At 61.1% G+C, this 21,634-nt stretch carries 19 protein-coding genes and 3 pseudogenes; 8 read left to right on the top strand and 14 right to left on the bottom strand.

All coding sequences use genetic code 11. The annotated features are described in order from the left end of the window. The first annotated feature begins 3 nt into the window (after positions 1-3). The 3 genes from QYL93_RS29390 to QYL93_RS29380 all read left to right on the top strand — a co-directional run bounded on the left by QYL93_RS29390 (position 4) and on the right by QYL93_RS29380 (position 3,022). Positions 4-1,239 (top strand): RNA polymerase sigma factor, encoded by a 1,236-nt coding sequence (locus QYL93_RS29390; RefSeq protein WP_305746995.1) that lies wholly within the window; start codon positions 4-6, stop codon positions 1,237-1,239. Between the two features lie 824 nt (positions 1,240-2,063). Next, the gene (locus QYL93_RS29385) at positions 2,064-2,357 is read left to right on the top strand and encodes a LysR substrate-binding domain-containing protein (RefSeq protein WP_305746994.1); all 294 of its coding nucleotides are present in this window, start codon (positions 2,064-2,066) and stop codon (positions 2,355-2,357) included. Positions 2,358-2,551: 194 nt separating this feature from the next. Next, positions 2,552-3,022, top strand: a complete 471-nt coding sequence (locus QYL93_RS29380; protein WP_305746993.1) for a surface-adhesin E family protein — start codon at positions 2,552-2,554, stop codon at positions 3,020-3,022. A 67-nt stretch (positions 3,023-3,089) separates the two neighbouring features. Here the strand turns inward: QYL93_RS29380 and QYL93_RS29375 are convergent, their stop codons facing one another. From QYL93_RS29375 to QYL93_RS29365, 4 genes are all read right to left on the bottom strand, one after another. Further along, the gene (locus QYL93_RS29375) at positions 3,090-5,426 is read right to left on the bottom strand and encodes a diguanylate cyclase domain-containing protein (protein ID WP_305746992.1); all 2,337 of its coding nucleotides are present in this window, start codon (positions 5,424-5,426) and stop codon (positions 3,090-3,092) included. Positions 5,427-5,507: 81 nt separating this feature from the next. After that, positions 5,508-5,696 carry a hypothetical protein gene (locus tag QYL93_RS29370; protein WP_305746991.1) on the bottom strand — a complete coding sequence of 63 codons (189 nt, stop codon included), beginning with the start codon at positions 5,694-5,696 and terminating at the stop codon, positions 5,508-5,510. A 23-nt stretch (positions 5,697-5,719) separates the two neighbouring features. Continuing rightward, entirely contained in the window at positions 5,720-6,061 is a 342-nt protein-coding gene (locus QYL93_RS32035) for a hotdog domain-containing protein (protein WP_370877070.1), read from the bottom strand. Between the two features lie 90 nt (positions 6,062-6,151). Then, entirely contained in the window at positions 6,152-6,934 is a 783-nt protein-coding gene (locus tag QYL93_RS29365) for a GntR family transcriptional regulator (protein WP_305746990.1), read from the bottom strand. A gap of 124 nt (positions 6,935-7,058) precedes the next feature. Between QYL93_RS29365 and QYL93_RS29360 the strand changes: the two genes are divergently transcribed. The 3 genes from QYL93_RS29360 to QYL93_RS29350 are packed head-to-tail and all read left to right on the top strand — an operon-like array spanning position 7,059 to position 9,925. Next, positions 7,059-7,928, top strand: coding sequence for a fumarylacetoacetate hydrolase family protein (locus QYL93_RS29360; protein WP_305746989.1), 870 nt, complete (start codon positions 7,059-7,061; stop codon positions 7,926-7,928). A gap of 43 nt (positions 7,929-7,971) precedes the next feature. Then, on the top strand, positions 7,972-8,949 hold the full coding sequence (locus QYL93_RS29355) for a tripartite tricarboxylate transporter substrate binding protein (RefSeq protein ID WP_305746988.1): 978 nt from the start codon (positions 7,972-7,974) through the stop codon (positions 8,947-8,949). Positions 8,950-8,977: 28 nt separating this feature from the next. After that, a complete protein-coding gene (locus QYL93_RS29350) occupies positions 8,978-9,925 on the top strand; it encodes a VOC family protein (protein WP_305746987.1) in 948 nt (315 codons plus the stop codon). A 113-nt stretch (positions 9,926-10,038) separates the two neighbouring features. Here the strand turns inward: QYL93_RS29350 and QYL93_RS29345 are convergent, their stop codons facing one another. After that, positions 10,039-10,536, bottom strand: coding sequence for an SgcJ/EcaC family oxidoreductase (locus QYL93_RS29345; RefSeq protein ID WP_305746986.1), 498 nt, complete (start codon positions 10,534-10,536; stop codon positions 10,039-10,041). Between the two features lie 48 nt (positions 10,537-10,584). Then, positions 10,585-11,226, bottom strand: coding sequence for an NADPH-dependent F420 reductase (locus tag QYL93_RS29340; RefSeq protein WP_305746985.1), 642 nt, complete (start codon positions 11,224-11,226; stop codon positions 10,585-10,587). A 109-nt stretch (positions 11,227-11,335) separates the two neighbouring features. Here QYL93_RS29340 and QYL93_RS29335 point away from each other — a divergent pair, with 109 nt between their 5' ends. Beyond that, on the top strand, positions 11,336-12,226 hold the full coding sequence (locus QYL93_RS29335) for a LysR family transcriptional regulator (protein ID WP_305746984.1): 891 nt from the start codon (positions 11,336-11,338) through the stop codon (positions 12,224-12,226). Between the two features lie 364 nt (positions 12,227-12,590). On the opposite strand, the pseudogene QYL93_RS29330 reads toward QYL93_RS29335, so the two are convergent. The 4 genes and pseudogenes from QYL93_RS29330 to QYL93_RS29310 all read right to left on the bottom strand — a co-directional run. Continuing rightward, positions 12,591-13,001: pseudogene (locus QYL93_RS29330) on the bottom strand (DDE-type integrase/transposase/recombinase); the annotation flags it as partial. 148 nt (positions 13,002-13,149) lie between these two features. After that, on the bottom strand, positions 13,150-14,301 hold the full coding sequence (locus tag QYL93_RS29325) for an ABC transporter substrate-binding protein (RefSeq protein WP_305746983.1): 1,152 nt from the start codon (positions 14,299-14,301) through the stop codon (positions 13,150-13,152). Positions 14,302-14,511: 210 nt separating this feature from the next. Continuing rightward, positions 14,512-16,575, bottom strand: coding sequence for a carbohydrate-binding domain-containing protein (locus QYL93_RS29320; protein WP_305746982.1), 2,064 nt, complete (start codon positions 16,573-16,575; stop codon positions 14,512-14,514). An 820-nt stretch (positions 16,576-17,395) separates the two neighbouring features. After that, the gene (locus QYL93_RS29310; protein WP_305746981.1) at positions 17,396-17,761 is read right to left on the bottom strand and encodes a hypothetical protein; all 366 of its coding nucleotides are present in this window, start codon (positions 17,759-17,761) and stop codon (positions 17,396-17,398) included. A 367-nt stretch (positions 17,762-18,128) separates the two neighbouring features. On the opposite strand from QYL93_RS29310, the pseudogene QYL93_RS29305 reads away from it, so the two are divergent. Then, a pseudogene (locus QYL93_RS29305) lies at positions 18,129-18,801 on the top strand (IS66 family transposase); the annotation flags it as partial. 51 nt (positions 18,802-18,852) lie between these two features. Here the strand turns inward: QYL93_RS29305 and QYL93_RS29300 are convergent. The 4 genes and pseudogenes from QYL93_RS29300 to QYL93_RS29285 all read right to left on the bottom strand — a co-directional run. After that, positions 18,853-18,966, bottom strand: a pseudogene (locus QYL93_RS29300) (winged helix-turn-helix domain-containing protein); the annotation flags it as partial. 779 nt (positions 18,967-19,745) lie between these two features. Further along, a complete protein-coding gene (locus QYL93_RS29295; protein ID WP_305746980.1) occupies positions 19,746-20,036 on the bottom strand; it encodes an H-NS histone family protein in 291 nt (96 codons plus the stop codon). A gap of 147 nt (positions 20,037-20,183) precedes the next feature. After that, on the bottom strand, positions 20,184-21,083 hold the full coding sequence (locus QYL93_RS29290; protein WP_305746979.1) for a DUF6685 family protein: 900 nt from the start codon (positions 21,081-21,083) through the stop codon (positions 20,184-20,186). Positions 21,084-21,256: 173 nt separating this feature from the next. After that, positions 21,257-21,616, bottom strand: a complete 360-nt coding sequence (locus tag QYL93_RS29285) for a hypothetical protein (protein ID WP_305746978.1) — start codon at positions 21,614-21,616, stop codon at positions 21,257-21,259. Between the last annotated feature and the right edge of the window lie 18 nt (positions 21,617-21,634).

The raw sequence follows: 21,634 nt of genomic DNA, 5'->3' as shown, positions 1-21,634 counted from the left end.
GCCATGCTAGACGCGCCGCCGCCCGGCTGGAGCCAGGCCGAAACCGCGGCGCGCGCATCATACGGCCGGCTGGTGGCGCACTTGGCCTGGCGCTGGCGCGACCTGGCCGCCGCCGAAGACGCGCTGTCTTCGGCCCTGCTCGCCGCGCTCGAACACTGGCCTAAAACCGGCGTGCCCGATGCACCGGACGCCTGGCTCCTGACGACGGCCCGGCGCGAGCTGCTGCAGGCGGCCCGCCACCGCCGGGTGGAGCAGGCGCCCGAAACCCTGGCGGTGCTGGAGTCCGACCTGCAGGCACCCGACACGCCCGATGTGCCTGACCATCGCCTGCGGCTCATGTTCGTCTGCGCCCACCCGGCCCTGGCCCCAGCGATGCACGCACCGCTGATGCTGCAGGCCGTGCTGGGCCTTCATGCGGAAACGCTGGCCCAGGCGTTCCTCGTGTCGCCCAGTGCCATGGCCCAGCGGCTGGTGCGGGCCAAGGCGCGGATTCGCGGGGCGGGCCTGCGCTTTGAGACACCTGAAGCGCGTGAGCTGCCCGAGCGCCTGTCGGCCGTGCTCGACGGCATCTACGGCGCCTATACCCTGGGCACGCGCGACGCCGCGCCCGACGCCGCTGACGAGACCACGCACGGCTTGGCTTCGGAGGCGCACTTTCTGGCCCGCCTGGTGGTGCACCTGCAGCCGGCCAGTGCAGAAGCCTGGGGCCTGCTGGCCCTGCTGCTGTACTGCGAAAGCCGCCGACCGGCGCGCTTCGACGCCGACAACGCCTTCGTGCCGTTGACCCGGCAAGACACCCGGTTGTGGGACCGCAGGCTGCTCCAGGAGGCCGAGCAGTGCCTGCACCGCGCCGCCGCACTGCGCCAGCCCGGCAGCCTGCAGTTGGAGGCTGCCATCCAGTCCGCGCACTGCCAGCGCGTCCACACCGGCCAGACACCGTGGAGCGCCATCGCCCACCTGTACGGCGTGCTCGCGACGCAGTCGCCCACGGTGGGCGCGCGCATCGGCCAGGCTGTGGCCTTGGGCGAAGCCGGCGAACCAGCGCAGGGGCTGGCGCTGCTGCTCACGATCAATGCGGCCGACGTCGCGGCCCACCAGCCGTACTGGGTGGCCACAGCCCACCTGCAGCGCGCCTGCGGTCACGCCAGCGCCGCGCGCAGCGCCCTGTCGCGCGCCATCGGGCTGACTGCCGATGCGCGGGTGCGCGCCTACCTGGCGACGCAGGGGATACGTGACTAACCATGCTGCGCCAGCACGTCACATTTCGCCATCGATACATGCGGGCTGCGTGTTTGTGCCGCTCCGCGCGACTTTGCTGATAACGATTGCTAGCCTCGCGTTGGAGACTTCGACGGGTGATATCTGCGCCCACTGGCGCATCAGCGGTGGCCGCGGTCACATTGGCTGCACACAAAGGCTTGTGCTTGGCAACTTGCGCATAGGAAGAGTCTGTCGGTCTGAACCTGCAACACACCTCCTACAACACCCCATAATTCGATGGATATGAAACGCGCCCATCCCAGTGGACCGAGGGCAACCAGGATGTAATCAAGTGATGGGTTGTTGAAGCGGGACCAACACCGCGCTCAAACGCCAAAAGAGTGCGCTTCTGGGCAGCCATTCACAACGTTTGGGGATAGCGTCTCACCAATCCAAAATTTACCTCGTTGACCTTAGTTATTGCCACGGCTGCAGCCGCACCCTTAAGGCTGCCGCTTCGACGCATGGGGGCACGCAAGATATTCGGCATTGCTCGGCTACCGACAAGCCAGCTCGGCCTTCAGGTGAAGGTGGACTCGGGACCGACGGGGAACAAGACCTTGGCGACCTGGCTGAAGCCACATCAGGCGTAGATAGCCCAATTGCTCGGCAGTGGAATTTTTGGTGACTTTTTAGCATCACCAGCAGAGGTAGCGCCGAAGTAAAGAGAGCCATGTGTTCAAACTACCCTGCAGGTCATTTATGCAGCGGGGTTCGAGAAGTGAACACCATGGACCTGATTGGCAGGATCTAACTGCTGTGCGTAAGGGACAACCCGCTGGTCCCGATCTCCGCGCTGTGCCGTGCCTTGGCAGGCGCCTCACGCGTACGTGCTGCGGCAGCCGCACCCTTGCGTGCGGCTGGAACTCGGCAGCAATGAATCCGTCAAGCAAGCGATTGCTGGGGGCATAGGGCTAGACCTGGTGTTCCGGCACGCCCTCGCCGGCCAGCCTTCGGCGGACGGGCTTGAAGTGCTGCAGGCGAACCGGTTCCCTGCGCCATCCTCCTGGTCGGCGCTCTGGCTCAAAGGCAAACGCCTGTCGCCGGTGGCCAGCGCATTCCTGGAACACCTGCACGAGCTGGCAACCCAGTGGTAGGTGCACTCGCGATAGGCAATCGATCATCGCTTTGCTTGCTACACCCAATCTGCCAGGCGCAAGCGAAGCTGCCATGACAGAATGCATTCTCAGGTAAAAGCGTGATCTGATTGCCTTGCAGAGAGCGGACTACTTTCGAAAACAATGCCGGCGAATTCCAATTTTCTTTACTGACCTCACATCCGAAGACTTCTATGGCTCGCGTTCAAATTGAGGGTTCAGTCATTTCTAAGTCCACCCGCATCGGCGCCGCGATTGTCGTCTTCGGATTGCAGGTGCTCTGTGCCCATGCCCAAGTAAAGACAGTATGGTTCACGCTCACTGGTGATCAGGCACTGACTGAGAACAACCTGATCGAAATCAAACCTGAGCCTATTGGTGTTGATCAACGTGTAATGATTGAGCTACGGGTCTCGCGTGATCGCAACAGGACATCATTCAGAGGTCAACCATATCGGTCCTACTACGCGAAGGTCGTGGTCGATTGCTCGACCAAAAAAGCCTGGTACCTCTGGCTCTCCTACCACGCCCTTCCAGTTTGGAAAGGGCCCGCTGTTGCGCGCGAAGAATACAAGGAGGGTGAGGCCCCTGTGCTGTTCAAGGATATGGCGAATGGGTGGTCGCAGCGGTTGATATCTGCCGCTTGTAAAAGCCGCAGCCCCTGAAATTTGCCATTAATGCAAAAGTTTTCCCGACAGGGCCGACCGCACGCTGGGCGCGCAGGGTAGACCCCTATTTTTGTTCTACATCTTCATAGGTGGCCAGGCGCGCCCGCCCCTGGGCCTTGGCCTGGTAGAGCGCCATATCGGCGAACCGCGTCAACATGGACGGTTTCGCGTCCACAGTTGGCATTACGCCCGCAACACCGATACTCAGGGTGACCCAAGGACTCACTGGCGACGCGCCATGGGGAATCTGCGCAGCGGCCATTGCACTCAGGATGCGCAGCGCAACGAGGGATGCCCCTTCAACGGATGTCTCCGGCAGCAGAATCGCAAACTCCTCGCCTCCATACCGCATGGCCCGTTCATGGGAGCGCCGAAGCGTGTCCCTGAGCACATTGGCTACCTGGCGCAAGCATTCGTCTCCACCCAGATGCCCATGATGATCGTTGAATCGTTTGAAGTAGTCGACATCGATCATGAGCAGCGCGAGCATCGAACCCCGCCTAGCATTGCGTCCCCATTCGGCACTCAGAGCTTCGTCGAACAGCCTTCGGTTGCCCACTCCGGTCAGTGCGTCCTGATATGACAGTTCGGACAGGGCTGCATTTAGGCGCTGGAGTTCCAGTGCGGCTTGCTTGCGAGAAGTGATGTCCTGCAGGGCGCCCGCGAGCCTCACAATAGTTCCACCTTGGCAAATTGCAGCACCCTGCGCCCTTACCCAAACCAGGCGCCCCTTGGCTGATACGATCTGAAGTTCCAAATCCCAAGGCGTTCCATCTTGCATTCCCTTCGCGATGGCCGCCGAAATTACCGGTTTGAATTCCTCTGTATAGAAGTCAAGTGCATTGGACAAATCCGGGGCATCGACGGGATCAAGATCATGGATCCGGTAGACCTCTTCGGTCCAACGTGAGACACCGGAGGGGACCTCCACGGCCCAACCACCAATCTGAGCTATCTCACCTGAGAGTTTTTGCAACAGGGTTGCTTCCGCCAAGGCTGCTTCATTCGCCTTGCGGGCGGAAACATCCATGAAGGTACCTATGACACGCAGGGGCGCCCCTGTTTGAGCACGCTCTGTGACCTTGCCACGGCTGAAAAGCCAGACGTATCCACCGTCCTTAACCTCAACACGAAACTCGTTTTCGTAGACGGGCGTATCGCCTTTGAGGTGTGCCGCAAATGCTGCAATATTCACTGCTTGGTCATCCTGATGCAGCGTCTGGGTCCACTCTTGGGTGCTGCGGACCATGTTGGATTCTTCATAGCCAAGCATGCGTGCACCGCGCGCGTCCAACTGCAGCTGCCTGCTGTCAACGTGCAGCTCCCACAAACCCAGTTGGGCTCCATCGAGCGCTCGTTCCAATCGTGATGCACTCAAGCGCAGTGCTGCCTGGGCGACTTCTTCTTGCTGCAGGAGTTTGCGACGCCTGCGCCTTTCGAACAATCGGAGAGCGGTGGCCATCAAAAGCACCGCCAAGTACAGCGACACATAGATTCTCACCTGGTGGTACCAGGGCGCGTAGACCGCAGATTTTTCGCGGCTGACGGCGAAGACAATGGTGTTGTCCAAGCCAAGCTCAGGCGACTGGACACTGGTGAGCACCAGCAGCCGCTCCCGACCCGTCACGGCAACAAGCCCCTCAAAAACGGTTCTCTTCCGCTTGTTCACAACGTGATCCACGAAGGCTGAGCCAGGTGTCGCCACATTCACGGGACGCCGGCCTTCGATTTTTGGAACTGTCACGAAAATTGCGCCATCCGGATGCACCAAGGTGGCACGCATGTCAGGTGCAAAAAGTGCGGAGCGAACTGTGAATGCGAAAAACTCTTCGTCTAAGGTCGCGCTGACTACGCCTGTGAATTGGCCGCTAGTGTTAAAGATCGCGCGAGAGAGGTGCAAGGCAACCCTCTCATCATCAGAAGCCGACGGACGCGACAGATAGAGAACATTGGGATCGGGCCGCCTGCGCACCGCTGTGAAGAACTCCTGAGAGAAGAAGTCCTTGCCCACGTCGCTGTCTCGATCGGAAGCCACGGCCGTGCCATTGGCGTCATAGACCGCAAGTCCACTCACCGCCTGGATCGCGTCGGTGAGCAAGTGCAGCTGCCGCGAGGAATCTGCGCTCGACGCGCTGAATACAGAATCACGGTAGTCGCGCTTTATGTTGGTCAGGGTCTTGTTGAGGCCGTCGAGCTGGCGAGTAAGGTTTTCCGACACGTACCTGCTGATGTCCAACAATCTTGCCGACTCGGCCTCCCGCGTAGCATGTCGCACGTTAAGCAACTGCACCCCGATGGCCAAGCCGGCCAACGCAAATACAAACCAAAAAACTTTCCAAGGTTCCAATCGTTGGGACGAAAATTCCTGTCGAGTTGGCCTTTTTGCAGCATCGAAAATCACGTGGCATAGCCTCCACCAAAAACTGAAACGCCCGACATCATTCCGAAGGTTTGGCCTCGGTGGATTCCCCGATTTGCATGCTTACGAGCAACTGGCTCTAACGTAGCGCAGGGGATACAGTGCTTCGGCAGAGAACTTGAGCGCACCTTCTTTTGCTTTCGTTTGGCTTTTTTCTCCCCCGGTACTCTTGCTGTCGCTCGTCCCACTACTCGATTTGCTATCGCTCTTTCTTCCGTATTTTTCAGAAGAGGTTTCGATGCGCTTGCGCATAGTAGATCTGCTATTTTGGCCCGTCATGTTTTGAGAGACATTGATGAGAAAGGGGCAACACGGCTCTGCCAGCCGTGATGTGACCGGGCCTCACCAGAACACCGGCTGCGCTCCGGCGCCTTGCAGGGATTCAGCTTCGCTGAAAGGCGCGATCTCAGCTGGACCCGCGCGACATTGACGAGAGTTGCCACGGCGTCGCAAACGGTTTCGTGCGCATCGTAAGCCCGGACAAAGAAGGTCGCGCTACGATCCCCTACGCTCTGCAGCCTGCGTCGAAGTTGCACACCCGGTGGGATCGGCTCGCAGTGATCGATGCGGATCGTTCGCCCAACGACCACTTCGGCTTCGCCGACATGCTGCTGCATTTCGCGAATGCAACCGACTCGATGACGACGGCCACGTGGGCGGTGCTCTGGCACTCTAGCAGGCGTTCCTTTTACCCGATCTCGTGGCACCTAAAGCCCTGAAGTCTTGAGCTGCTTCTCTGGCATTGCGACGCCCCTCGTTTTCTGCGGCAAGTTCAGACCGGCTGCCTCTAGGGCCAGCTCCGTCGTCTGCTCAAAGTGTCCCTGTAGCAACGCCGTTGCACGATCTACGTCACGGGCAAGCACTGCATCCAGCAAGGCCACGTGCTCTGCGGTGATATCGCGTCGCTTGGCGGCAGCGGCACTGCCCTTCTTGCTTGATCCACCCGTAGCTATGGCCGAGATGTAGCGGTAGCGCGTGAAGCGCTCGCGCAGGTTGGCGGCCAGCTCCAGCAGCACGCGCGAGCCGCAGGCCGACAGCAAGGCGTCGTGGAACGCCATGTGCGCCTCGTCCCACTGGGCGGACAGGCTGCCCGGCGCCGCGGCCTCGCGCATGGCCAGGCGGCTCAGCTGATGGTGGGCAGCCACCACGCGCGACTCCCAGGCGACGTCGCCCTGCAGCACCGAAAGGCGAAGCGCCTCTATTTCCACGAGCACCCGCGCCCTAGATATGTCCAACAGGTCGTGCGCCGATGCATCTGCGACCTTGAAGCCACGCTGGTCCTCCGCCTGAACGAAGCCGCTGCTGGTCAGGCGTGAAAGCGCCTCACGCATTGGGATGGGACTAGTGCCATAGCGTGCGCAGAGGTCCTTTATGAGTAGCTTGGAGCCCGGGGCAAATACCCCGCCAATGATGTCCGTGCGCACCTGCGTAACCAGAGAGGAGGTGCGGGTGATGGACGCGGTCGGAAGCGGTTCGGTGGCAGTGGTCATGGGGCTGGCGCGGGCATGGAAGGGGGCAAGTGCGGTCCTTTGGGGAAATTATAGGGTTTGCACTAACATATACTTTTCAATGAAATATATATATTTCACCCATTTACGCAACCGGACCCTCCCCATGAAGCTTTGCACGTTCACCCACCAAGGTTCCCGCCGTCTCGGCCTGCTCGACGGCGACCACGTGCGCCCCTTGCCCGTCGACGTGGCGCGCGACGTCGGCGATTTCGTGCGCCAGCTGGCCGCCGGCGCCAGCCGCGACGAGCTGGTAGCCAACGCAAACGCGGCCGTGCCGGTGGCCGAGGTGCAGTTCCTGCCGCCCGTGGTGGCACCCGACAAGATCATCTGCGTGGGCCTGAACTACCACGACCACACCAAGGAGAGCGCCTACGCCCAGCCCGACTACCCCACGCTGTTCCTGCGGCTGACCACCAGCCTGTGCGCGCACGACGCACCCATCGTGCGTCCCGCCTGCAGCGACAGCCTGGACTACGAGGGCGAGCTGGCCGTGGTGATCGGAACCGGCGGTCGCCACATTCCCCTCGACAAGGCTTTGGACCACGTGTTCGGCTACTCGGTGTTCAACGATGGTTCGGTGCGCGAATACCAGTTCAAAACCCCGCAGTGGACGGTGGGCAAGACCTTCGACGCCACGGGCGGCTTCGGCCCCGCCGTGGTCACCGCCGACGCGCTGCCGCCCGGCGCCCGTGGCCTGAAGCTGGAAACGCGCCTGAACGGCCAGACCGTGCAGTTCGCCAACACCAGCGACATGGTGTTCGACGTGGCCACCCTGGTGCACGTGATCAGCGAGGCGATCACCCTGAGCCCGGGCGACGTGATCGTGGCCGGCACCCCGGCCGGCATCGGCTGGGCGCGCACGCCCCGCCTGCTGATGCGCGATGGCGACGTGTGCGAGGTGTCCATCGAGCGCATCGGCACGTTGCGCAACCCCATCGCCGACGAGGTGCTGATCGGCGCCGTGGCCGCCTGAGCAAACAAGCGAAGAACCACCAGAAAGACAGGAGACAACCGCCATGAACCGTTTGATTGCCCCCCTCACGATCGCCGCCGCAGCGCTGCTGGCCGCCGCGACCGCTCATGCCCAGCTGGCTGGCCGCACCGTCAGCATCATCGTGCCGCAGCCCGCCGGCAACCCCACCGACGGCGTGGCGCGCAAGCTGCAGCCGCTGCTGCAAAAGGAGCTAGACCTGACCGTGATCGTGGAGAACACGCCCGGGGCGGGCGGCTCCATCGGCGCGCAGAAGGTGCTCAGCGGCCAAGCCAATACCGTGTCGGTGCTGATCGCCTCGCAGACCGAGCCCATCCTCACGCCCTTCACCATCAAGGGCGCTCGCTACAAGCCCGAGGACTTCCGAGCCATCGCGCTGGTGGCGCGCCTGCCCTACATCCTGGTGGCCCGGCCGGGCCTCGCAGCAGGCAGCCCTGTGGAACTGGCGGCCCTGGCGAAGAAATCGGCAACCCCATTGAGCTTTGGCAATATCGGCCCCGGCTCAATGATCCACCTGCTCGGTGAGCAATGGGCACGCAAGAGCGGCGTAAAGCTCAACCAGATCTCCTACCGCGGCGTGCCGCCCGTGACGCAGGACCTCATGGGCGACCAGATCGATCTGAGCTTTCTGCCGCTGGGTGGGGCCACCCTGTCGATGATCCAGTCCGGCAAGGTCAAGGCCATCGCCAGCTCGGCCGCCACAGCCCACCCGCAGCTGCCGCGCCTGCCGACCATCGCGGCATCGGACAAGTCGCTCGCAGATTTCGTCTACGGCACCTGGATCGCACTGCTGGTGCCCACTAAGACACCGGCCGATGTGGTGGAGCGGCTGAACAAGGCGCTGACCACGGCGATGAAGGACAGCGACTTCCAGGCCTATGTGGCGTCGAGCGGCATGGAGCTGGCCACGGGCAATACGCTGCGCGAACTGGACAAGTTCTATGCTGCGGAAACCCAGCTGTACCAGGGGCTGGCCAAGGACATCGGCGTGACAGCAGAATGAGCATGCGGAGAACGACAGGAGAAAGACCGTGACAAATCCACCGTCCCCAAACCGCCCCGCCATCCACTCCGTCGACGAATTCGTGGTGAGCGTGCCCGACCTGGAAAAGGCGCGCCACTTCTACACCAGCTTCGGCCTGAACGTGCGCGACGAAGGCGACGCTCTGGCGCTGTACACCCATGGCCACCCGCACCGCTGGGCGCGTGTGCTGCAGGGACAGGGCGGCCCCAAGCGGCTCGAATGGGTCAGCTTGGGCATCCATGCACAGGACCTGGAACGTTTCGGTGCGCTGCTGAAAGCCCAGGGGGTACCCTCCATCGCCCCGCCCGCAGGCGCCGATACCGGTGGGCTCTGGCTGCAAGGGCCCGACGCCCTGCCCCTGCAGCTGCGCGTGGCCGCCAAGGTCTCCCCCGATGCGCCCGGCCCGCGCGAGTTGGCCCCCGCGCCTGCCAACGCCGGCCGCGCGCCCAGCCGCAGCACGGCGCAGGCCACGCGCCCGCTGTACCTCTCGCACATCCTGCTCTTCACGGCCGACGTGGCGCAGGCGCTCGATTTCTACACCGGCGTGCTCGGCCTGAAGGTGTCTGACCAGTCGGCCGGCATCATCGCCTTTCTGCACACGCCGCACGGCAGCGATCACCACCTGATTGCTTTTGCCAAGTCGCACGCCGGAGGGCTGCACCACAGCAGCTGGTGCGTGCCCTCGCTGGACGCTGTGGGCATCGGCTCGCAGCAGATGGCCGCCGCCGGCTACCCCGACGGCTGGGGGCTGGGGCGGCATGTGCTGGGCTCCAACTACTTTCGCTACGTGCGCGACCCCTGGGGTAGTTTTGCCGAGTATTCCTTCGACATCGACTACATTGCGGCCCGGGCCCAGTGGCCTGCAGCGGACCACCCTCCCGAGGATTCGCTTTATGTCTGGGGACCGGACGTTCCGCAGGACTTCATCGTGAACCACGAGCTACAACGCTCTTAGCCCAGTAAAGCAGTTGAACGGCACCTTGCTCCACCGCGGACGGACTTTCTGACTCGAACACAAAGAAACAAACCGCCCGCTACAGGTGAAGGCGCATGCCATGCCAAGCGCGTTCAGGGTCGTGCCGGTGCTGCAGAGAAGCTGTAGTGCGTGAACTTCCATTGCCCATCACCCTGCTTGCGCAGCACGAACAGTTCCTTGAAAGCGGCGGCGCCTGCCGGCTTGTCATTGCCCTGCACCTTGAGCGTGCCCGCCGAGTGGCTGCGCAGCAGTGCTGCATCCTTGCCCAGCAGTTGGATCTCGTCGACTGTGAAGGCCAGCTTTAGAGCAATTGCCTGGAAGGTACCTGCGTAGGCGCCTCTCAGCGCCTCACGCCCCACGGCAGCAGGCGCATCGGGCGCCATCTGCACTCCGTCGTCGGTGTACAGCTGCACTATGGCGGCAGTATCAGCGCGGTTGAGAGCTTCCTCGTAGCGCTGCAGAGTCTGGCGAATGGCGGAGGTATCCGATGCGGGTCCAGCATGCGCGACAACGGACGGCAAGCTCAAAAAGGCCGCGATGGATGCAACCGCCACGACTGCAGCGCCCCGGCGTGATGTGTAATTTGTCATAGCTTAGGTCTCGACTGATTAGAAAATGGGAAATCTCGGAAGCTGTGGTCAGAGGCGTACCCAGGCAGGTGCAGCCGCTGGCCCCCAGCCCAGGAAAAAGCCGAACTGGATGTTCATGCCGCCCACGGGCTCCAGGAAACGGCTGTTGCGCAGCGCCCCTGCATCCACGGGCTCGAAGCCCAGCACGCGCACAAGTTCCTGCACCCGGCCTTTTGCATCCACGTGATCGCTTGCAACGAACACCTGTACCGGAGCCTTGCCCTGTCGTGGAGGGGTCGGTAGAAGTTGGGAGAAGATGGTGTTGAACGCCTTGACCACCAGCGCCCCGGGCGCAGCGGCCTGGATCGCCTCGGCGGCCGAGGTGGTGGTACCCAACTGCAGGCCCTGGAAGTCCGCCGTTACCGGGTTGCTGATGTCCACCAGCACCTTGCCCTGCAGCGCGGCGGCGGGCAGGCCCTGGAGCACCTGCACGCTTGCGCTGTAGGGCAGCGCCAACACCACCATATCGGCTGCTGCCACCGCACCTGCAACGTCCAGTACCGGCACGCTGCCCGAGCCATCGGCGAGCGCAGCCGCCTTGCCCGCGTCGCGGATGCCCAGCACTACCTCCACGCCGGCCGCTGACAGCGCCTGGGCCAGGCCACTGCCCATGTTGCCCGCGCCGATCACTGCAATCTTGGTTGTCGTCATGACTTTTCCTTTGTCCATTGCTTGGTTGAAACAAGGACTTCAGTGTCAATTCAAAGCCAATTCAGATAAATGCCTAAAATGACTCGATATTCAAAACGATTGGATTGCAATGGATCGGTTCACGAGCATGGCGGTGTTCGTCAAGGCTGTGGAGCTGGGCTCATTCCGTGCCGCTGGCGACGCACTGCACATGTCATCGCAGTTCGTGGGCAAGCATGTGCAGGCGCTGGAGCAGCACCTTGGCATGCAGCTGCTGCACCGCACAACCCGGCGGCAGAGCCTCACGGATTTCGGCCGCGAGTACGTGGAGCGTGCCCAGCTCATCCTGGCGGAGCTGGAACAGGCCGAGCAACTGGCCGCACATGCGCGCTCCGTGCCCACCGGGCGGCTGCGCATCAATGCGCCGGTGAGTTTCGGCATCCACAGCTTGGCGCCGCTGCTGCCGAACTACATGAAGACCCACTCGCAAGTGGAGGTGGAACTCACGACCTCCAACCGTGCGGTGGACTTGGTCGAAGATGGCTATGACGCCGTTTTCCGCGTGGGTGTGTTGCAGGACAGCGGCCTCATCGCACGGACATTGGCTCCATACCGCCTCGTGGCATGTGCCTCACCAGGTTACCTTCAGGCGCATCGGGCGCCCCTGGTCACGCCGTGGGACTTGCAGCAGCACGAATGCCTGGGCTTCGCCCATACCGAACTGCGCACACACTGGGGCTTCGATGGCCCTGCGGGCCGCGTTGTCGTGCCCGTGCATAGCCGACTCGTTGCCGACCATGGCGAGCCCCTGATACACGCCGCCGTGGCCGGGCTTGGCATCATCCTGCAGCCGCTGGACGCCGTGCAGCACGCCTTGCGCGATGGCCGGCTGATACCGGTGCTGCCGGACTATGCAGTGCCCTCGCGCCCCCTGCATCTGGTGTACGCGCCGGATCGCCGGGTGACACCCAAGCTGCGCAGCTTCATCGATTTTGCGGTGGAGAATTTCGCAGCCACTTAGCTGGCGGGTTCTCGTCAACATTGGACAACCTTCGATAGAGCAATTCGGATTTCTCGGCTGCTTAAGTGCTTAGACGACCGACGCAAAGAAATCCGCGGCTGCGATGGTCAGCGGCAAAAAGGGTCATCCGGCTCACTTGTGCACCACGCCAATTTCGCAGTCCAGCGAGGCAATCGGAATGTATCTACCGCGTGCGGCCTGGGCCATATGACCCGGGAATATTTCGCCGAGCAGCACGCTCTTCCAGACCCTGCTGCTCACGCACCAGCACCTTGCTCACTTTTCGTAGGCTCACAATTTGCGGCTCCACCACGTCGCGCTTCTCCGCCATCAAGCGGGCACCTTGAGCGCAATCGATGCTGTTGGCGCGCACATTGGTCTGGGGCCGGTAAGCGCGGGTGAACCTGTGCCGAATACCAAGGGCTGTGCGGGCAATGGCAGATTGACGTGATCGAAAGGCTGAACCGTTGTGCGTCAGCAGCCGTTTGATGGTGCTGCCCAGAGCGCCGTAGTAGGCCACAGCACTGCGCAACAACTTCATCGCTTCATTCTTCTTCTCGTCGGGATGCATGGCGGTGAAGGCTATGCGTGCATGGTCATCGATGGCAACGAACAGCGCCTCTCAGCCCGCGCCGTTGCCCGAATCCCGGCGATTGCCGGTGACCCGATGGCCTGGCCGCACGATGCTCCCGAGCTTCTCGGTGTCGATGTGCAGCAGATTACCGGGAGCCTTGTGTTCGTAGCGGACGAATGGGTTGGCAGGCCGCAGATCGCTCTATCGCGCCGAAGTGGAAGTGGCTCAGTTTCCAGTCGGCGTCAACACGCTCAAAAATGAGGTGACTTGAGCGTATGGTGCCGGCTAGTCCGTTGCGAAGTTTGGTATGTCAGCCATCGTTAGATATCGCCTGGTGTTACGCCGCGGTTCAATAGAGCAAGCGCCCGTCGCTGCCGATCACGGCGATATCAACAAAGCGGCTTCCTACATTGCCCTTGGAGAAATCCACACGGAAGCCGCCGAAATCTATCTCACCCATGGACGTGAGGGTTGCGGCAAGACTGGCAGCGCTGGGATGTGCCTCCTTACCGCGTTTGATAGCCTCGCCCACCGTGCGGGCAGATAGATATCCTTCCAAGTGAAATGAGGTGTAATCCCGAACGGCTGGGAACGCCTCCTTCATTGCTGACTGGAACTCGCGGTGCAGGGGCAGCGTTTTGCCGTTAGGGTTGGGGTAAGTCTGTGCAATGCCCACGCCGCGCGCGCCCTCTACCCCCGCCAACTTGACGATGAGGCCGGCTGGCACGTACGACAGTACGAATATCGACTGCTTGAGGCCCGCTTTGCGCAGCGCGGCGATGCCCTCAGCCATGAAGCGAGGCGCGCCTAACACCAGCACCCCCTGGGCGTCCTGCTTGGCCACCAGCTGGGCGGCGGCGTCCAGCGCAGCTGCGTTGGCCGCCGACTTCGTGCCCTGCAGAGCAAGTCCCTCCTTGGCCTTGGCTGCCTCCTGAGCCATGGCCATACCTGAGGTGCCGATGGGCAGATCCTGATACAACGCCGAAAGACGCGTCATGCCCAAGGTACGGGTGTGGTTCACGATCTTCTCGATCTGCTGCTTGTCGCCAGCGCGAATGTGGAATAGCTTGGCGTGGCCGGGCGTGCGCAAGCTCTCGGCTCCGGGTACTGCGTTCATCACCACCACCGGCGCAGTGTCCAAAAGCTTATCGTCTAGCATGCGCTTAATGGCAGCTGAGCCGATGGGCGAAATCAGCGCCAGCGGCTTCTTTGCAATTGCCTTGGGAAACTGTTCGAGAAATCCCTCGGCGCTGTACTGGTCATCGGCATCGAACAGCGTGATCTTTTGGCCTTTGATGCCGACCTTGTTGGCCTGCAACATGTAAGCCTTTATCCCCTGATTGACCTCGGATGCGTCGGGTACCGGCAACTTGGTGAACGGCCCAATCTGGCCGAATACAATGCCTTCGGCGAATACTTGCGAGCTGGCAAACCAGAATATGGAAGCTGCCAACAAAGAGCGGCACAGTAAGAGAATGGGTTTTGTGGATGTTCTGTTCATCTCGTTTTACGTGTAAGGCCCGGACCGCGCCATCCGAAAAAAAGCGATCTCCCCCGCGGCACCGAAACTCGAAGACATGGAATAGAAATCCGCGCCGGCAAGACCGCCCGCCGCGGCGCGTAATGAAGGCCGGGCAAGGCGGTGCCATGCACAATGCTGAAGTTTGATCGTGGGCACCCGAAGGATCGCGCCTTCGGGGTCGCCAAATGACTATTTAACGTTCAAGACCAACTCCTCTTCATCCCCTGCACCGTCGGCCTTGCACACGAGGTAAAAGGTTTTTGAGGCGGTCGCGGTATCTAGATAAACCGTGGCCTTGTGCGTCAGGCCTCCAGGAGCGGGTGCCAAAAAGTCGTAGAGGTATGCAAATGGCTGCCCCTGCGTCCAGGACGTTCCGCATTTTCCCGGCACATTGGTCGTCGCCTGCAAAACGACACGGTACCCGTCGCGCTGAACGGCGCCTGTCGTCACGTTGAGGAGCGTCGGCGTTGGCGTTGGCGTTGGCGTTGGCGTTGGCGCAACCCCTGCCTTCAGTGCATGGGCCGGAATTTCGATCGTGTAGGTGTCGACATCTGTCTGGCTTTTGACTTGCCAGTTGGAGTTGAACGCGATGCGCGTGAAGTCGCGGTTTACACTTGCCGTTGGAGCGGTGTTGTCCCCATCGTAGAAGGTGTTGTGGAACGCGAGGTTGTACACCGTCGGAGACGCCTTGAGCTCGACAGCCATTACCTTATTCTGCATCCACTGCCGTCCCGCGCTGTCGTTCCAGGGGGCCTGGGTGGTCAGGACGACCCAACCCGGCTTGTTGAAGGCCTTGCCCGAGAAGTGCGCGGCGCTTCGGATGCCTGCAAGCAGCGGCGTGCGCTCGCCGTTGCCCAGCTTCATCATGTACACGTCACCGTAGTTGGTGGAGTCGACGTACACAATCACGTCGTCGCCGTTGGCATCGATGGCCATGTCGGAATGAACGGATTTGGTATACAGCTTTCTCTTCTGACTCAAATCTCGCGAGAACGCCGTGGTGCCGATGGAGCCGTCGCTGGACACGACGCAGTGCTGGCCCGAGGGACTCATGCTGACATGGTCTGGCAATTCCCCGTTGAGTTTCATGGAGCCCACGATGGTGTCGGTATCACGGTCCCATGTGAATACGCCGACAGAACCCCAACTATCTTTCACCGGGTGTGCCGAGTCGCGCACCATGTAGCACCAGTACCGTCCGTCCTTGGATGGAGATCCTTCTGCCCGGGTGTTCACGTGCGTTGGTGTCGCGTTGGGAAACAAGGCTTTGAGGCGATCGCGAAAGTCGCCTATCACGCGAATCTCGCCTGTGGTCACGTTCATCACCTTCTGCTGCATCTCTGACCCTCGGGAGGGCATCAGGTAGACCAGTTTCGGGTCCGTGGGGTGCCATTGAAACTCCGGGTCCTCTCCAAAACCGGGGAGCCTTTTCACTACCGCGTGCGTGTTGGCATCGTAGAGGTAGAAGAAGCCCTCCCGGTCGAGGACCAGCTGCAGGGTGTTGTCTGCGTTGTACATCTGCCGCCGCGAGTACTCGGTGCGTGCGAAGGTGCGCAAACCATCGGCGGCATGGTCGGTCACCCTTGTCACGCACGTCTTGTAGTGGGGGTCTGCGAATGCTATGCCCTTGGCGGGCTTGGCCGCGGAAGGCGCGGACACCACGGCCCTGTCTGAATTTAAGGCGAAGCCGGGGACAGCGGCGTAGAACCTTTCGCAGGCGGCACTGAGGCTGGCCCCACCACCGGCCACGAAGCGCAGCGCGCCATCCCAGAGCAGCGAGCGTTGTCCCGGCAGCACGTCGAGTCCGTCGAAGGCCTGGGGCCCCACGCCCCGGTCCAGCGTCACGCCTGGTGCGGTGGCTGCCATCGTGGCGCCGTTGAGCGAAATCGACTCTACATACAGGTTGCGGTCCTGACCATTGATCGTGCCGTCGTTGGTGAACACCACGTCCACCTTGTCCCCGCCTACGATGGACGGGACGGTGAAACCGTAGTCTTGGTAGGCGGTCTCGCGCACCTCCAAATCGGCCACCAGCACGCCATTGACACGAAGCTGCATCTGCGCGCCAACATCGCCCCCCAGGCTTGCCCGAGCCCGCACCACCAGGTTGGCGGCCTGCGGCGCCGCGACGGCCAGCGACTGGCTGGTGAACTGGCCACTGCCGCTCGTCTCCGTAACATCGCCTCCGCCACAGCCGGCCAGGGCCAGCACTGTACCCCAGGTTATCGCATACGTTGTCGATCTCGTTAGCATGGTTGAATCCCTCTAATTGGTTGGAATTGCCGCAGCTGGCTCTAAGCTGCGGACTTTAGAAAAGCGGAAAATTTCGCATCAGGAGCTCACACCGTTTCAACTGGATGCAAATTGATTCGGTGCCGACAGTGCGCGCAATGACGCAAAGTACGAGGGATCCACTCACCCTTGCCTGGGTGTTTCCAGCAGTCTGTTGCCGTATGAACTCCCGAGGCGAACGCATTTTTAGCGATGAGTGCGGGTGCAGCCCGTTGAAGTGTTCGAAGGCCGCTGGCAGCTGGGCCAGCACCGTCAGCGCGTCGCGGAGTTCCAAGCACTTTTTGGCTTTGCATTTGGCCCATTTCGAACCAACGATGCTGCGCTCGCTATCCACTGGTCCAGATAGTTCTATATGTTACGAAGCTATGTATAAACCAGCTTCGCCGCGTGGCCACTATCACGACAAGCTGTGCGGAACGAGCGCAGTGCTAGCATTCTGTCGCTTCGATCAAGTTCAGCAATGCGCCGTATATCTCAGACATTCAGCTTCACTCGTGACCCGCATGCCGCCTTTAGCCATGGCACCGTAGCAGTAGATGCGATGAGTGCCCTCACTGTCTGGAGAGCATTGGAGGGTGACAGAAGCTTCACGGTTCGCCACGATCCCGCCACCAATGTTTTTACCGCTGAGCTGACTTGCACATCGGAAGATTTGGAGGCATCAAGGCATGACCTTTTCGAATTGTGCGCCAGCCACGGAGTGGCTTCCAAGCAGATCGCTTTGCTCTGAACCCGCCGCTTAAGCCTTGCAGGACAGCCTCGTGTCCCTACGCATCACGCATTACCAATACAGCCACCACCAAGGCGTCCCTGCAGGTTTGCCCGTGCGTTTGCACCGGGAAATCCCGGCTTGATCAAACTGCCGGCGCAGATCGTCATTCTCGATGAAGACCCCGCGCGAGACCGAGAACAACTGATAGCCCTGCAAGGTACTAGCGTTCGCACGAGCGCTCACTTCGCCGCAAAGCGTTCCGCCCGAAGTAGTCCAGTCCCCTAAATAGATCTCATTTCTGAACTTTACGTCTGCTGGATCGTTCAGAGCCCGCAAGACCGGCTGGCGAAGCTGGTAGACCAGGAATGCACGGTGTGTGGCTATCACGCACAGCCCCGCAGCAATGCAGCAGACAAAGACGATCACATTCTTCATGGGTGATGGTAGCCGCCCGGACATCCCCATTTTTAGACTTGGTTACCCGTTAAATTCGAAGCTCTGCCCACGGCTGTCATGAAGTTGCGGTGGCACCAAGAAGAGAATACGGCTACGATTTACGCACTGGGATCTCCTCCAGTAGCCCTTCCATGCCCGCTATCGCGGGCATTTTTTTGGCAGTATTTTGCCGCCAACTCAACCAGTGACCTCAACCGTCAAGGTTGCATCTGGCAAAACGAAAAAGCCGCCCGAGGGCGGCTTCCTTAGAGCGCGCTGCGTCACTCGCTCCAATTGGAGTGCTTCTGAGCTGCGCCACAGCCAAGCACTCAACGCCAAGCTCGCCCACGCCGCATAGTCCGAGCGCTTCAATGCCGAGCAGCGCAGCCTACATGCGCGCAACTTCCTGGGCGAGTGGCGGGGCGCGCTGATCTGCGACGACTTTGCTGGGTACAAAGCGGGCTTTGCGCAGGGCATCACGGAAGTCGTTCGCCTGGCGCACGCGCGGCGCAAATTCTTTGACCTGCATGCGGCGAACAAAAGCCAGATCGCAGGCTTCGCACTGGAGCAGTTCGCCAAGGTCTACGACATAGAGCGCGAGGTCAAAGACCTCAACGTCGATCAGCGCCAGGGCATCCGCCAGCAGCACACCAAGCCGGTGCTTGATGCGCTGCACGAATGGATGGCGCTGCAACGGTAAATGCTGCCGGACAGCTCAGCGACAGCCAGGGCGCTGGACTACAGCCTGCGGCGCTGGACTGCGCTGACGCTTCGTCGATGACGGGCAATTGCCCGTGGACAACAACTGGATCGAGAACCAGATCCGGCCGATCGCCATTGGCAGGAGCAACTGGCTGTTCGCCGGCAGCTTGCGCGCGGGTCAGCGGGCGGCGGCGGTGATGAGCCTGGTGCAGTCGGCCCGCATGAACGGGCATGACCCCTATGCCTACCTCAAGGATGTGCTGACGCGGCTGCCCACACACAAGGCCAGCCGGGTGCAAGAATTGCTGCCGCATCGTTGGCAAGCTGCGAGCGACTGATCGATAGCCGGCAGGCCGGCTGCGGTCAACATGGGATTGCCGTGTGCTTACACCTGCGCCCCGCACTGTCTCGATCATGGCACCTGCCTCTCCCAGAGCCTCGCGCAGTCGCTTCACGTGGACATCGACGGTGCGCTCTTCAATGAGCACGTCGTCGCTCCAGACTGTTGTCGCTATACCCCTCGGCCTGCGCCGTCATGAGCAGCAATGCATTCACGCCGTGTACTCGCGCGCCTTGGAGCCATTCATGGGCAGCCCTATCCTGCCGCATACGCTGCCATGGTGCAGTGCCGGGTTAGATGGCGGCGGAGGGCAACAGCTTGCGTCTGGGGTCAATCAAACGGCCGATGACGTAGCAGACCGCTTTGAGTTCGACCTGCACCGCGCTGTACCCACTCAATCCATTGATCTGCCTGGGACCGTGCTTGGCACCCCGCGTCGGATTCAAGTGTAAATTGATAGTCTCGCAAAGTTTGTGCCGTCTCTACTAGAGTATCGCGCAACTCTGCCAACAAACAGGCCAGTGTTTCCATGTCCATATCCGGTGGGGTTGTCATACGGGCAGTGCCTTAGAACGCTTTCACTCGTCATTATCGCCCCTGAGGGCGGCAGAAGACCCACGGGCGATCTCGCATATGTTGGGTTTGATGCAGGTGTATGCCTCGGCGGTGCGATGTGGCTCCAACGCTTGCTGTCCCTGTGTCATGGATCCTCGATGCAAATTGGTTGGCGTGGTGTGCTCGAGTCAACGCACGCCAGTTGGGAGCCACCGACCTTGACGCTTCAATTCATCCTGCAACGCTCGCGCATGTTCGAGCGACTCCTCGGGGGTGTGCGCCGCGCGATCAAACTGTTCGGATAGCTTGCGCCGGAGCGCCTTCGCCTCCGAAGAGAGGTGTGGCTCGGCAGGCCGCTTTCTAGACGCCATGGTCGAGGGAGCGTGATTACTTGATGTCGAAGTGCGACCTGTCCTTGCCTGCAATCCAGAGTGGTGGCTTGCCGCGGCCGGTCCATGTCGAACCTGTTTCTGGATCTCTGTACTTGGGAGCGACTGTGCTGCCCTTGTTGGAATTCTTCCCTCGCCCAGCAGGAAACACATCGTCCTGGGTCAATCCAAACTCAGAAATCAACTGGCGAACGGATGCCACTGCGTCGTGCAACTCGGTCTTCCGTGCGGCTTCGATTTGGGCTTCCAGGTTCTGACGTTGGGCAAGTAGTTCTTTGTAGCTGGACATTATTTTCCTTCGATATGCAAGAGCGGATGATACGTCTGGCTGAGTGGAATCCAGTCATTTCAACAGCGCGTCTTGCAGGTGCAGTCCTTGGCGAACACACACACCGTGCAGCGCCAGCTCCACACGGCGTTTTGGGGAAGGTGCAGCTCACTGGCCGAGAGACCGCAGCGCGAGGGCTGACCAGTGCGTGCCCAGGTCCAGCATGCCAGCCTCGCAAAGCGAATGCGCCACGCGCATCGAGTTCCCTTCACTCCTTGGCAGCAGTATCGCCCGCGCGTTTGTGTAGGGCCTCGGCAGCTTGTGCCAAAGCCAGGTAGCCCGCGCGTCCCGCATTGCATCGGAGAACGCATTGGTGATTCGCGCCTCATCCCGAATTGCGAAGATCTCGAATTCCAGCCGCAGAGAGTCGATCGCCTCCAAATTGAACGCATATGTTCTCAGCATGCCATTCAATGGCACGGGCAATCTCAGCCTAGCCGCGACATATTTAGCACCTGCCAGGTGATGCGATCCGCCGCCGTTCATTAGCCACAATGGACCGTCCCAGTTGAAGCGAGCAAAGAAATCTCCCCCTCCACCTGCCGAGTGAATGATGCGAATCTCGCGATGGGCCAGACACTTGGCCAGGCCTTCGGGCGACACATCGTGAATGAGGAAACCAGCCCTATCCTCCGCCATGGCGTCTGTGTCAATGTAGGCGGACAAGTCTGCCTTCGACGACGAGAACCCGTGGATCGCCTGGACGTCACATGTCCAGTTTTCTGTGATCTCACATTGCACCATCCGCGAGTATTCATCGCGGGCGAGGCGGAACGCCTCATAACCTCCGTCACCAGTGGCTTTCCAGCCGGTCAGCGTGCCAGGCTTGTATGGCCTGCCCACTGCGACCAGCTCGTGCCACCTGCTGACGCTCTCCGCGTTGATCGAGGGCGGGCGGTCGTGCAAAGTCACCATCGCTCCTGGATATGCCTCCAGCATCCGCTGAACGCCCAGGGGCTTTACAACCCTCCTCCGAATACCTTCCAGTTTCTCTATCAATGAGTGCATGTTTCTCTCCCTGTGCCGAGAGATCTTGCAACGCTGATCACTAGAAACACCCTGCATATACTGCCCGTACCGGGCGCTTCTCCAAGTTTTTTGCCGACGGTGTGGGCATCCGGCTTGTCGTCCCGCCGACAAGCCGTGGCACCCGACATCGCCGGGTCTCTATCGCCCATGTACTAGCGTGCAGACGTCGGCCACGTCGGCAGCACGTCCCTGTGCTCATCGCACCGCGTCCGATGGTAGTTCTCCCTGATATGCTGGCCTGAGCCGCCGCAGACTTCACAGACCCTTCTGGACAGCTCCTCGACATAGGCGACCATTGATGCGTCAGCAGGGTCGAGCCGGTTAAAGCGGAGATTCAAGAACCCCCACTTTTCGCGAGCAATCATTGCGTTGGGTTGAATGCCGACTTCGTCAGCACGCGCTTGAATTCGCGCGCACAACACGTCAAGCATCGGAACCCACCCAGGCCCACCACGAGGCTTTCCCGAGGTGAAGATGAGCGGATATTTAGATTCGAGATCGGCGAGGCTCATAGAGGCGCTCCCATGCGT

Origin of the sequence: Acidovorax sp. A1169 (genome assembly GCF_030704685.1) — a bacterium.
GTDB lineage: Bacteria > Pseudomonadota > Gammaproteobacteria > Burkholderiales > Burkholderiaceae_C > Acidovorax.
The sequence above is the reverse complement of the archived record's forward strand: the minus strand, read 5'-3'. Positions and strand labels throughout refer to the sequence as shown.